Source organism: Asticcacaulis sp. AC466 (genome assembly GCF_000495815.1).
In the GTDB taxonomy this organism is placed as follows: Bacteria; Pseudomonadota; Alphaproteobacteria; order Caulobacterales; family Caulobacteraceae; genus Asticcacaulis.
In genome coordinates this window covers 202,484-214,575 of record NZ_AWGE01000008.1, presented here as the reverse complement: position 1 = coordinate 214,575, position 12,092 = coordinate 202,484, and the positions used below count along the sequence as shown (strand labels likewise).

Annotated in this window: 10 protein-coding genes; 3 read left to right on the top strand and 7 right to left on the bottom strand. The window is 63.1% G+C overall.

Annotated features, from left to right (window positions below; genetic code table 11):
- Positions 1-8: 8 nt before the first annotated feature.
- Together AEAC466_RS32955 and AEAC466_RS32950 are read right to left on the bottom strand one after the other, a co-directional pair.
- Complete coding sequence (locus AEAC466_RS32955) at positions 9-1,118, bottom strand: ABC transporter ATP-binding protein (protein WP_023458096.1); 1,110 nt, start codon at positions 1,116-1,118, stop codon at positions 9-11.
- 91 nt (positions 1,119-1,209) lie between these two features.
- Positions 1,210-2,067 carry a DUF4198 domain-containing protein gene (locus AEAC466_RS32950; RefSeq protein ID WP_023458095.1) on the bottom strand — a complete coding sequence of 286 codons (858 nt, stop codon included), beginning with the start codon at positions 2,065-2,067 and terminating at the stop codon, positions 1,210-1,212.
- A 205-nt stretch (positions 2,068-2,272) separates the two neighbouring features.
- On the opposite strand from AEAC466_RS32950, the gene AEAC466_RS32945 reads away from it, so the two are divergent.
- Genes AEAC466_RS32945 through AEAC466_RS32935 form a run of 3 tightly spaced genes read left to right on the top strand, consistent with a single transcriptional unit; the run spans position 2,273 to position 5,797 of the window.
- Complete coding sequence (locus AEAC466_RS32945; RefSeq protein WP_023458094.1) at positions 2,273-4,474, top strand: TonB-dependent hemoglobin/transferrin/lactoferrin family receptor; 2,202 nt, start codon at positions 2,273-2,275, stop codon at positions 4,472-4,474.
- Between the two features lie 22 nt (positions 4,475-4,496).
- Complete coding sequence (locus AEAC466_RS32940) at positions 4,497-5,294, top strand: DUF4198 domain-containing protein (RefSeq protein WP_023458093.1); 798 nt, start codon at positions 4,497-4,499, stop codon at positions 5,292-5,294.
- On the top strand, positions 5,291-5,797 hold the full coding sequence (locus tag AEAC466_RS32935; protein ID WP_023458092.1) for an EF-hand domain-containing protein: 507 nt from the start codon (positions 5,291-5,293) through the stop codon (positions 5,795-5,797). Before AEAC466_RS32940 ends, AEAC466_RS32935 begins: the two co-directional genes overlap by 4 nt.
- A gap of 360 nt (positions 5,798-6,157) precedes the next feature.
- Here AEAC466_RS32935 and AEAC466_RS32930 read toward each other — a convergent pair whose 3' ends face one another.
- The 5 genes from AEAC466_RS32930 to AEAC466_RS32910 all read right to left on the bottom strand — a co-directional run bounded on the left by AEAC466_RS32930 (position 6,158) and on the right by AEAC466_RS32910 (position 11,982).
- Positions 6,158-7,480, bottom strand: a complete 1,323-nt coding sequence (locus tag AEAC466_RS32930; RefSeq protein ID WP_023458091.1) for an NADPH cytochrome P450 oxidoreductase family protein — start codon at positions 7,478-7,480, stop codon at positions 6,158-6,160.
- 13 nt (positions 7,481-7,493) lie between these two features.
- The gene (locus AEAC466_RS32925; protein ID WP_023458090.1) at positions 7,494-8,486 is read right to left on the bottom strand and encodes an FAD:protein FMN transferase; all 993 of its coding nucleotides are present in this window, start codon (positions 8,484-8,486) and stop codon (positions 7,494-7,496) included.
- Positions 8,486-9,034, bottom strand: coding sequence for a DUF2271 domain-containing protein (locus AEAC466_RS32920; protein ID WP_023458089.1), 549 nt, complete (start codon positions 9,032-9,034; stop codon positions 8,486-8,488). Before AEAC466_RS32920 ends, AEAC466_RS32925 begins: the two co-directional genes overlap by 1 nt.
- A 13-nt stretch (positions 9,035-9,047) precedes the next feature.
- Positions 9,048-9,680, bottom strand: a complete 633-nt coding sequence (locus tag AEAC466_RS32915) for a PepSY-associated TM helix domain-containing protein (protein ID WP_023458088.1) — start codon at positions 9,678-9,680, stop codon at positions 9,048-9,050.
- A 190-nt stretch (positions 9,681-9,870) separates the two neighbouring features.
- Positions 9,871-11,982, bottom strand: a complete 2,112-nt coding sequence (locus AEAC466_RS32910; RefSeq protein ID WP_023458087.1) for a glycoside hydrolase family 97 protein — start codon at positions 11,980-11,982, stop codon at positions 9,871-9,873.
- Positions 11,983-12,092: the final 110 nt, after the last annotated feature.

The window sequence follows — 12,092 nt, the reverse complement described above, 5'->3', positions numbered from 1 at the left end:
GCGCATCGCTAGATGCTCCGGCCACCGGGCTTCAGGCGGACGAACGCCTGGCCGCCGGCATCGAACAGGTGGGCCTCAGCAGTCGCGAAATGCAGGGTCAGGGTGTCGCCGTGCTGCACCGGGTCGCCGCCAGGCAGGAGGGCGCAGACAGCGGTTTCGACGCCGGCCATCAGGGCATAGACGGACTGCGAACTGCCCAGCCGTTCGACCACATCGACCGTGACCGGCAAGGCATTGGCCGAACGGCCGTTGCCGAGCGATTCGGGCCGTATCCCAAGCGTGACCGCATCGCCGATCCGCGCCGCGCCCGCATCGACCGCCGCCGACACCAATGCGCCGGACGCCAGCCGGACCTTGACCGCCGCCTTGCCGATCGCCGCGATTTCTCCGCCGATCAGATTCATGCGCGGCGAACCGAGGAAACCGGCGACGAACAGGTTGCACGGGGCGTGATACACCTCCAGCGGCGTGCCGATCTGTTCGATGCGCCCGCCATTCAGCACCACGATCCGGTCCGCCAGGGTCATGGCCTCGACCTGATCGTGGGTGACATAGATCATGGTCGTCGCCAGTTCGCGGTGCAGCCGGGCAAATTCGTGGCGCATATGGACACGCAAGCCCGCATCGAGGTTCGACAAGGGCTCATCGAGCAGGAAGAGACGCGGCTGGCGCACAATGGCCCGGCCGATGGCGACGCGCTGGCGCTGGCCTCCGGACAAGGCCCTGGGCCGGTGATCGAGCAGGCCTTCGATACCGAGCAATTGCGCCGCCCGCGCTACCGCCGCTCTGATTTCGACCTCGGGCATGCCCGCCATGCGCAGGCCGAACGCCATGTTGTCGCGGACATTGAGATGGGGGTAAAGGGCGTAGGATTGAAACACCATGGCGACGCCGCGCTGGGCCGGCGGATCGTTGAGCGCGCTGCGGCCATCGATGCAGACATCACCCGCCGACGGGGGCTCCAGTCCGGCAATGACCCGCAACAGGGTCGATTTCCCGCACCCGGACGGACCGACGATGACCAGAAATTCACCATCCTGTATGGTCAGGTCGATGCCGGTCAGAACGCGCTGCGTCCCGAACCGTTTTTCCAGCCCCTTCAGTTCGACATTCGCCACGTTTACCGTCCCTTTCGGTCAGATTACGCGGACGCCACATCATTCACAAGCACCTGATGCCATCAAATCAAGCCGCTGGGCCTATCCGTCCTCAGGGCGCAACCTCAACGGTCAGGCTGTAGCTCCAGCTGCGCGGATCGGTCAGGTCGCCATCCAGCCATTTGCGGCTGATCTCGATGACATAGATGCCCGGCGTTTGAAACACGACCTCGCCCTTCCCGCCCGCCGCACTGTCGGCGCTTAAGGCATAGCTGGAATCGGCATATTGGTCGCCGCCGCGCGACACCTTGTAGGTCACACCGGACAAAGGTTGGCCGTCAAAGGTGACAATGAAGTCGAAGGCGTTGCCGCTGAACAGGCGGTTGGGGTGCGTCACCGGTACGATTTCAAGCCCCTTGCCCTCGGCGGGCGGCAGGGTGTCGGACGGCTTCTTGTATGAGATATAGCTGTCGGCGCGCATCATGCTCTTGACCGTAACCGTCTTGGCGTCGGCCGGAATGGCCTGAGCTTGAGCGGCGGGTTGAACCGGAGTTTGGGGCGCACCCTCCGCCGGTTTGCCCTCGCCACCTGGGCGCGCTGGGCCGCCCGGGCCCCGCACCGGACGCCACTTTCCATCGATCTGCATCATTTGCATGGTGCGCATTTCGCGGTTGCCGGTCGTCAGTCGAAACGTCCCTTCATGCGGCAGGGCCGATTCGAACAGGGTCACTTCCTTAAACGCAACGCCCTTGGCGGTGGTGACGACGCCGGCACTGTCGATCACCTGGAAGGCATCAAGCTTAAGCGCGCCTTCGGGTGTAAACACGTTTTCCGAAGTCGCTGCCTGGGCGGTGACATAGGCGTCGGTCGGCGCGAAATTGTACGGCAGGATATAGCTGGTGCGCGCCTGCGCCGAGGCGGCGGTGAACGCGAAGACGACAGCAAGACCAGTGAGCAGCGGTTTGAACATGCGGCGGATTCCCTGAAACAGTCGCGCGAGAGTTAATGCAAACTATTCGCAATTGCAAACCCTATCCTGCCCTATGCCGACCTTTTTACGTGTTGCGGCCGCCAACATTACAAATTGCGAATTATTCTCAAAAATGACCGCATTGCGATTGACTCTGAGAATTATTCTCATTATTGCAACCCCATCACTATCTGAGGAGATCTCCATGCGTATTGCGTTGCTTACGTCCGCTTCCCTGCTCTGTCTGGCGCAGGCCAGCCCAACCCTCGCCGAATCGGCTGGCGCGCCAGCCACTACAGACGCCGCGACCGAAGTCACCGTCATTGCGACGCGGAGCGAGAAAAAGGTCGACGACGTGCCCGCTACGGTCAGCGTCATCACCGCCCACGATATGGAAGACCGCATGGTCACCGATATCAAGGATCTGGTGCGCTACGAGCCGGGGGTCTCCGTTCGCTCAAGCCCATCGCGCTTCACCGCCGCGGGCTCCAACACCGGTCGTGACGGCAATTCGGGCTTCAATATTCGCGGTCTGGAAGGCAACCGCGTCCTGATCCAGATCGACGGCGTGCGCGTGCCGGATGGGTTTGCATTCGGCGGCCAATCGGTCGGCCGGGGCGACTATGTCGGCCTGGACCTGCTGAAATCGGTCGAAATCCTGCGTGGCCCCGCCTCCGCCCTCTACGGCTCCGACGGCGTCGCTGGCGCAGTCAGCTACACCACGAAAAACCCCAGCGACTATCTCAACCCGGATCAGCATTTCGGCGGCCAGGCCAAGCTGGGCTACAGTTCCGCCGACGACAGCTGGAGCAAGGGCCTTGTCTTTGCGGCGCGGAACGACAACGGGTGGTCAGGGATGCTGGCCTATACCCGCCGCGACGGTCATGAACAGGAAACGCACGGCAAGAACGATGCCCCCAATATTACCCGCACAAAAGCAAACCCGCAGGACATCGAGTCCAATGCCGTGCTGGGCAAGATCGTCTACCAGCCGTCCGAGGCGCACCGTTTTCGTCTGACGCTCGACCACCTCGACGCGGTGGTCGATACCAATGCGCTCAGCGCCGTCGCCGTTCCGCCCCTGGCGAGCACCAGCGTGCTGGCCCTCACGGCCCATGACACAACCGATCGCGACCGCGTCAGCTTCGATTACCGCTACGTGGGGACGGGCTTTATCGACAGCGCCTTCGTGGTCGTTTACGGCCAGACGAGCAAATCCAGCCAGAACGCCTTCGAAGACCGCAACACGGCCGCCGACCGCATCCGCATCAACGATTTCGACAATAAGGTCTTTGGCGGCACTGTCGAACTGACCAGCCGCTTCGATACGGGCAGCGTCACGCATAACCTTGTCTATGGCGGCGACTATTCCAAGACCCGGCAGGAATCGTTGCGGGACGGCACCGTGCCCCCGGCGGGCGAAGTCTTCCCGACCCGCGCCTTCCCCAATACCGATTACGAACGTGGCGGCCTGTTTATCCAGGACGAAATCACCCTGGCTGACGGCCGTCTGTCGCTTTACCCCGCCCTGCGTTACGACAGCTACAAGCTGACGCCCAAGCCCGACGCGCTCCTGACCTCGGCCGCCAGCGGACAGGATGGCAACCACGTTTCGCCCAAGCTGTCCGCGCTTTGGCGCCTCACGCCTGACCTGTCGGTCTTCCTCAACTATGCCGAAGGGTTCAAGGCGCCATCGCCCAATGAGGTCAACAACGCCTTCGCCAATCCGATCGCCAACTACAAATCGATTCCCAATCCGAACCTGAAGCCGGAAACCAGCCGCTCCCTCGAAGGGGGCGTGCGCTTCGGCGGCCGCACCTGGAACGCCGGCGTCACGGCCTTCACCAGCCAGTACAAGAACTTCATCGACCAGATCATGATCGGAGGGGCCTTCACCCCCGCCAATCCCGCCATCTACCAATATGTCAACTATAGCCGGGCCGAGATATCGGGCGTAGAAGCCAAGGCCGCTGTCCGGCTGAGCCAGACGGTCTCCTTCACCGCCGCAGGCTCCTTGACCACCGGCACCCAGACGACGCTCGGTGTCGCCACGTCCTTGGCCAGCATCGATCCGGCCAAGGTCGTGGCCGGACTCACCTATCGCGCCGCCACCGGAAACTATGGCGGGGCGCTGTCCGTGACCCACGCCGAGAAAAAGGCCGCTGCCCGCGCCGGCATCACCTGCACGCCGTCGTGCTATATCCCCGATGCCTTCACCACGCTTGACCTCACCGCCTTCTGGAACGTCACCGACCGCGCCACCCTGCGCGCCGGTGTCTTCAACTTGACCGATGAAAAATACGCCTGGTGGAGCGACGCCCGCGGCCTGTCCAGCACCTCGACCGTCATAGACGCCTACACCCAGCCGGGCATCAACGGCTCGGTGTCGCTCAGCTACCGCTTCTGATCCTCACATCGCGAGACACATCATGAAACTCCATCCTTTCGGTCTGAGCCTGCTCATCCTGCCCTTTGCGGCCGGGGCCGCCCTGGCCCATTCGCCCTATCTCAAGCCCAATACCTTCACGGCCGATGCGCGGCTCGACCACGTCACGGTCGAAGCCGCCTTCGCCGAGGGCGCCCTGCGTCCCGAAATCGCCATGAAGAGCGACGGCTGGGCCGTCATCGCACCGGACGGCACCCGTACCGCCTTGACACCGGCCGCCGCGCTCAAGGACGCAACGTTCCTCGAAGTGCCGCTCCCGCAGGACGGCACCTACCGCATCACCAGCGGTGAACGCACCGGGCGCGTCGCCAAGGCGGGCCTGAAAGGCGGCGCCTTGCGTTTCATCGAAGGCAATGAAGGCGCGAAAGACGGCGAAACCCTGGTCGATGTCCAGAGCGTCACCCGGGCCGACGTCTATGTCACCCGGGGCAAGCCCAGCCCCGCAGGCAACCCAACCGAATTTGAAAAGGGCGTCGAAATCCATCCAACAACCGCGCCGAACGATCTCTATGCCGGCGAAGCCATTACCCTCACCGTTCGCGAGTCCGGCAAGCCCGTCGCGGGTGCCGCCATCACCGTCATGCGCGATGGCGACATGTACGAAAGCCAGAAGACACCCGAACTGCAACTGACCAGCGATGCCAGCGGGGCGTTCCGCTTCACGCCCAAAACGGCCGGCCTCTACCTGGTGCAAACCCGCGTGCGCAATGCCGCTCCCGACAATCCCAACCTGTGGATCAGCCACACCGCCACCCTGACACTGGAGGTTCTCCCGCAATGAAAACCCTGATACTGCCCCTGACCGGCCTGGGCCTGCTCACCGTCCTCGCGCCACTGTCACCCGCCATGGCCGCGCCGCACGCGATCAGCGCGATGATCCGCGACTACGACACCAACCATGACGGCAAGGTGACGCGCGACGAATTCGACGCCGAACGCCGCGTCCGCTTCGACCGCACCGACACCAATCACGACGGCGTTCTCAGCGATGCCGAATATGTCGCGGAATTCGAAACCCGCCTGAAGGCCGACGTCGCCAAGATCGCCGATCGGGAAAAGGCGAAGGAAGAATATGATCGCGAGATGCGTCAGGCCTATGTCCGCTATGGCGTGCTTGACACCAACCATGACGGCGCCATGACCTGGGACGAATATCAGGCATCGGGTCACGCCATGTTCGACCGCCAGGACCGCAACCACGATAAGGTCATCGACGAGACCGATCGGCGGATTCTGGAACAGGAAGAAAAGGACCACAAGGGCGACGACTTCATCTCGCCATAAGGCCGCGACAGCGACGCCCAAAAGCCCCCTGCTCCCCCCGGCAGGGGGCTTTTTTACGCTCCGTCGTCTACAGCAAAAACTGAATCCCGCTTATACCGCCCCACCCGTGGGGCGGGGGACCGCACGAAACGCGCCGCTCAAACGGAGCATATTAAAATACCGGAATTTGCGTCGCGTGAGATGTGGTGGTGGGGGTCTTGGTTCAGCCTCAAAACGTCTCGATTACAACCACGCTTAAGGACGACCTGACCATTGGGTGTTTGACGAAGCAAGGCCCCCACCACCACATCTCGCCAGCGTAAACGCTGCCTCGTGCGGTCCCCCGCCCCGCAAGCAGGGCGGTATAAGTCATCATACCTATCAATACAGATCGCGGCGGTAGCGTCCAGACACCTTGGCCGCATCGACCCAGGCCTGACCGAGCAACGCCGTCAGGGCCGCTTCGACGCCCAACCCCATATCTAAGCCGCCGCACACCATGATGGCGCCATCGTCGCCCAGAAAAGCCGGAATATCCTCGCCGCGCGTCGTCACCACCGCCTGGACATATTGCCCCTGGCCAGCGTCCGGCCGCGAAAACGCGAGGTCGAGCCGCTCAAACCGCCCCTCTGCCTGCCAGCCGCGCATGGCATCGGCCAGGGCCCCGTCGCGCACCGGATGACGCTCGCCATAGATCAGCCATACCGGACGCCCTGCCTTTGCCGCCTGAAGGATATGGGCGCGCAGACCGGCCAGCCCCGATCCCGCGCCGACCAGCAGCAATGGCCCCACGCCATCGGGCGCATGGAAATTGCGGTGCGTCTTCACACGCATCGGCAGGACATCGCCGGACCGCAAGCCTTCGATGAGCAGGCCCGATCCGTCGCCGGGGCTGCCGTCTTCGCGCACCACCTGACGGACGTACAGATCGATCCCGCCCTCCTCAGGCAGGCTGGCCAGCGAATAGTCGCGGCGGTGGCCGTTCGGGGTGACAATCTCGACCAGATCGCCCGCCTGCCAGTCGGCCGGCGCGTCGCTCTCAAAGCGCAGATGGTAGAGGGGATTGTCGCCCTCGGGATTAAGGCGTGTCCGTGCCTCAAGCCGCCACGGCCGCGCGATCGCATCCGGCTCTTTGCCATTACCCGCGCCCTGCCCGCCCAGACCGGCAACCAGATCGCGCCACCGCGTCAGGGCCTCTGCGTCGAGATCGTCGGCTTCGATCAGCGGCGCCACCGCCACCCCGCCGCACGCCGTCAGCCAGTCAAAGACGCGCCGCCCGAACGCACAGAAGGCGTCATATTTGCGATCCCCCAGGGCCAGTACCGCGATCTGACGACCGCTGAGGTCGAGCCGCTGCGCCATCAGGGTGCGTTCGAAGGTCAGCGCCTCATCCGGCGCATCGCCTTCGCCGGTCGTCGAAGCGACGCACAGAATATATTTCGCCGCCTGCAACTGGCCGCCCGTGACCGCCGATGTCGAGACCGCCCGCACGTCGCGGCCCCCGGCCGACAAGGCCTTGGCGGCATGGCGCGCGATCTCTTCCGCCTGCCCGGTCTGGGAGGCATGGAGGACGATGATGTCGCTTGTCCCGCCGCCCCTGGACCGACGCTTCACCACCGCCCACAGGCAGGTGACGGCGAACAGCGCGCCCCAGGCCACGGCGGCCGTCAACCGGCCTGTATCCTGCGTCAGACCCTCGATCATGGCGTCTTTCCCATCATAGCCACGCTTCCAGCGCCGGGCTGAGACCGTCGCGAACCGTCGCCCCCTCCCGCAGGGACAGCAGGCAGGCAATATCATGTTTGGCGGCAAAGGCCAGGGCGCGCGTTCCGCCCATGACCGTAAGGGCCGTAGCCAAAGCATCCGCGCGCCAGCAGGCCGGGTCGAATACCGTGGCGCTGACGACGTCAGACCGGGTCGGCGATTGCGTCGCCCCATCCATGGTGTGGGAATAGAGCTGGCCGCCGTGGCTGAAATGGCGAATGATCTCACCCGATGTCGCCACCGCTCCGCCGCACAGCGCCGCCACGGTCCGTTTGCCCGACGGTGTTTCGACATCGACCCACCACGGCTGGCCGTCGGACTGAACACCCCAACCGGCCAACTCCCCGCCGATTTCGACCAGGGCTGACCGCACGCCCGGTTCGGATCGCACCAGGCGCAAGACCTCATCGACGGCAAATCCCTTGGCGATGGCGCACAGATCGATGCGCACCTCTGACGGCTTGATCATGCCGTCGGCCCGCCAGGTCAGGTCACGCCAGCCGCCGGATTTCAATGCACTGACCTCCGTCGGATCCGGCACGCCCGGCGCCACCGTCTTCGCGCCAAACCCCCACAATTCGACCGCCGGCAGGATGGCCGGATCGAACGCGCCGTCGGTCAGGGCGGCTATATCCAGAGCATGGGCCACCACCGTCATCATACGTGCCGGCAGGGCCACGAAATGACCGGCCGGCGCCAGGTTAAACCGCGTCAGGTCCGAATCGACCCGGTACGGGCTCATTTCTCGATCGATATCGTCGAGCCGCGCCTGAATACGTTCCGTCAGCCCTTGCGGCGCGGCGTCGGCATAGAGGCGCACCGACCAGCCGGTGGCAAAGGCCCGCCCGGACAGGGCATAGCCGGTCGCGCCGTCTGGACGCGGCGGCACCGCGTCCAGATCGGGGACCAGGACACGGCGGTCATGGGCGGTCGCCGCGGTCAGCATTACGGCTTATACGTCACCTTGACTTCGCCAAGCTCGGTCGCCCCCTTGGCCTTGCCGCTGGTCGCCTTGGCGGGATTCCACGCCAGCGGCACCTTCACCACTTCATGCCCCGCCTGCTCACGCGCCGCTTCGACGACAAAGCTGTATTGGCCGGGCTTGAGGTTTTTGAACAGGGGCAGATTGCTGTCGAGCGTCAGCGCGTTGCGTCCCGGCGCACGGGTCGCGCCCGAAAAACCATCGGTCGAGCTCAGATCGCGGCCGCTCTTGCGCCACCACGAGCGCAAATCCTTCAACCATTTCGCGCCCCGGTTTTCCGGCTTCTTGACGTCGTACCACAGGAAGGCATTGCCCAGATGCGCGCCGCTGGCGTCTTCGATCCAGCCCGCGACATAGGGCTTATGATATTCCGCCACCTTTTGTTGCGGGATTTCGACATCGACGACCACCTGGCCGGCAAAGGCCTGGGTCACAGTGAGGCCGGACGCGGCGACCACACCGGCAAGGGTGAGAAACGGCCTGGACAGAAAAGACGGGGAGATAGCGGACATAGGGCGAAAAACCTCAGGCATGAACAAACAACAGGAACAGGATAACGGGCACGACCAGTCCGAGCGTGACGAGCGGCCAGGTGATGCGGCGACCTTTTTCATAGAGCCACAGCAGACCCAGGCCGGTGACGGCGAAGACGACGCAGGCAATGGCGATCACATCGATGAACAACGACCAGACCGGCCCGGAATGGCGGCCCTTATGCAGGTCGTTCAGCACGGCGATGACGCCGCGATCGGTGCGTTCATAGGTGGCGCGGCCATCGGCGCGGGCGATTTCAAGGGTGGAGTCGACACCCGGTTCCGGCAGGGCAAGGTAAATCCCCTCCTCATCGGCATCGACCGTGGCGTTGCGGACGTCTATGCCGGTAGCGCCATGAATGGCCTCGGCCTGCGCGGCGGTCAACGGTGTGTTGGCGGTCACGGCTGACAGCTTGGCCAGCGCCTCGGGCGGCAACCGCTTTGCGACGGAGGTAATCTTGGGCTTGGCCTCAATCGAGGCGGCATGATTGAGCGTAAACCCCGTCACGGCGAACAGCAGCAATCCGATCAGCGATACGGCCGAACTGATCCAGTGCCATTGCCGCAACTGATTGCGCCAGAAGCTGCCCCACTGGATCGGGGATGGCGACGAGGAAAGGGACATGACAGGATGAGGCCGATGTTGATAATCATTCTCATCTAGCAACAAAGAACCGAACTGACAAGCCTCAATACGAAAAAGGACCAGAGACTTATCTATTCCCAATTCTCAGAAATAAATTCGCCCAATGGGTTAATTTCACAAATTTCAGAAGTCCCATTAGGCGAAAACGAGCTGTCCCAAAAGAGACGCGTTATTTCCGGCCCGCCTTGGCGGATGGCCTTGCCTTGCCCTTGACGGGCGTGAAGCGGATCGCCTCGCCGCCGCCGGGTGCCAGGGTCAGTGTGAGCGTATCGGTGCGGGTGACCGCGCGGGTTTCGATCACGATGTCGAAGCGCGCATCGCCCTTCAGGTCGGCCTTGGGGCCATCGCGGTAAATCTGGGCCTCATAGGTCACGCCCGGCGTCAGGAAGACCAGCGGCGCTGACAGGGTGCGCGCGTTTTCATCGGCAATCGAACCGATGTACCAGTCTTCGGAATGCCGGTCCTTGCGCGCGAAGGTGACGTACTCGCCCACCTCCCCGTTCAGGACCTGGGTGTCGGCCCAGTCCACCGCCACATCCTTTATGAACTGGAAGGCTTTCGGATACTTGGCGTAGTTTTCCGGCAGATCGGCCGCCATCTGGATCGGGGAATAGAGCACGACATACAGCGCCAACTGCTTGGCCTGGGTCGAATAGAGGTCTTTCTTATTGCCCTCCAGGCTCAATATGCCCGGCGTATAGTCCATCGGTCCGGCCAACATACGCGTGAACACCAGGTTGACGTCGTGTTCGGGCGGATTGATCGGATTGCCCCAGGCATTATATTCCTGCCCCCGCGCCCCCTCACGCGATACCCAGTTGGGATAGGTCCGGCGCAGGCCCGTATCCTTGACCGGTTCATGGGTGTCGATGGCCACATGATATTTCGCCGCCGTGACGACGTTTTTCAGATAATGCTGCACCGCCTGTTGGCTATCGGTATTGCCGTAGAAAATGCTGCCGTCGGGGGCGCGCATCCGCGCCGCGCCGAACTCATGGACATAGCCGGTCTTCACGCTGTCTATGCCTAGGGACTGGTCCAGTTTCAGGGCGTCGTCCATCTGGTCTTCATAGTGGGCGATATTGCCGCCGGTCTCGTGATGGCCGATCAGGTGCACACCTTTTTTCAGGCCATAGGCCGATACCGCCTTGATGTCGAAATCCGGATAGGGTTCGGTGTAGGAAAAGTCGGCGCCGTTACCGTACCATGTGCCGTCCCACCCCTTGTTCCAGCCTTCGACCAGCACGCCGCGGAAGCCGTTTTTCGCCGCGAAGTCGATATAGTGCTCGGCATTGGCGGTGGTGGCGCCATGCCTGGGGCCGGAGCTCCACGTCGCCTTGTCCAGGTGCATTTCCCACCAGATGCCGACATATTTGTACGGCTTGACCCACGATACGTCGCCCAGCTTGTTCGGCGCGTTGAGGTTCAGCTCAATGTTCGACATGGGCAGGTCGGTCGCTGTGTCGGAAATGATCATCGTGCGCCACGGCGTATTGAAGGGCGCCTGACGCACCACCGTCGGCCCCAGGCTGGACGGCGCCAGTTGCGTGCGCAAGGTCTGTCCGTCGGTACGGCGCAGCCAGATGGCGGCATAGTCGATCAGGGCGGCCTCATGTATCGAAATATAGGTGCCGGTTTGCGTCTTGAGCGTCACCGGCGTCTGGGCCTGGCTAAGCTGATCGAGCGGCGTTTGCTTGTAAAGATATTCCAGATTGGACAGCTCGCCGCCCAATGCCCACCAGGCGGTCGCCGTGTCGGCGACATGGAACTCAGTCAGTTCGTCGGTGATACGCACGTCATGCAATTGCTGTTGGTCGGGAAATTCATAGCGAAACCCAACCCCGTCGTCGAAGACGCGAAACACGACCGCCAAACGCCGGTTGCCCTGGGCGGCCTGGACCGCTTCGACGCGGACCTCGTTATAGTGATCGCGTACGAACTGGCGCTCGCCCCATGGCTGTTCCCACGTCTCATCGTGCGACGCGTGCGTTATGGCTCCCGCTGCAAACCCACCGTCCAGTTTCGGCGCATTGGCCAGCACAAACCCCAGGCGCGACGGTGCGATGACCAGCTTTCCCGCCCGCGTGACGGCATAGGACAGCCGTCCCTCGCCATCGATCGAAATATCGACATGCAACTGGCCGTTCGGCGATTCGGCCGACGCCACGACATTCTGGACCACAGCCGATACAGCGACCGCGTCCGCATGGGCTGGTGCCAGACCAGCGCCAAACGCCAGAAGGCAGGCAGAGGTGACGACTATGCCGAGCTTGCAACCCATGATCCGTCCTGTTCCCATGCGGGAGGCCGGCTATAGCCCCTCCCTTTTTATAAGTGTCGGCAGCCATCATTAAATAATGCGCGCCCTATCGAAAAGCCCTTAAACTGAAA

Bases quoted from the DNA above. Each gene is read 5' to 3' on its own strand.
- AEAC466_RS32950 (WP_023458095.1), bottom strand. From the start codon at position 2,067: ATGTTCAAACCGCTGCTCACTGGTCTTGCTGTCGTCTTCGCGTTCACC.
- AEAC466_RS32945 (WP_023458094.1), top strand. From the start codon at position 2,273: ATGCGTATTGCGTTGCTTACGTCCGCTTCCCTGCTCTGTCTGGCGCAG.
- AEAC466_RS32940 (WP_023458093.1), top strand. From the start codon at position 4,497: ATGAAACTCCATCCTTTCGGTCTGAGCCTGCTCATCCTGCCCTTTGCG.
- AEAC466_RS32935 (WP_023458092.1), top strand. From the start codon at position 5,291: ATGAAAACCCTGATACTGCCCCTGACCGGCCTGGGCCTGCTCACCGTC.
- AEAC466_RS32930 (WP_023458091.1), bottom strand. From the start codon at position 7,480: ATGATCGAGGGTCTGACGCAGGATACAGGCCGGTTGACGGCCGCCGTG.
- AEAC466_RS32925 (WP_023458090.1), bottom strand. From the start codon at position 8,486: ATGCTGACCGCGGCGACCGCCCATGACCGCCGTGTCCTGGTCCCCGAT.
- AEAC466_RS32920 (WP_023458089.1), bottom strand. From the start codon at position 9,034: ATGTCCGCTATCTCCCCGTCTTTTCTGTCCAGGCCGTTTCTCACCCTT.
- AEAC466_RS32915 (WP_023458088.1), bottom strand. From the start codon at position 9,680: ATGTCCCTTTCCTCGTCGCCATCCCCGATCCAGTGGGGCAGCTTCTGG.
- AEAC466_RS32910 (WP_023458087.1), bottom strand. From the start codon at position 11,982: ATGGGTTGCAAGCTCGGCATAGTCGTCACCTCTGCCTGCCTTCTGGCG.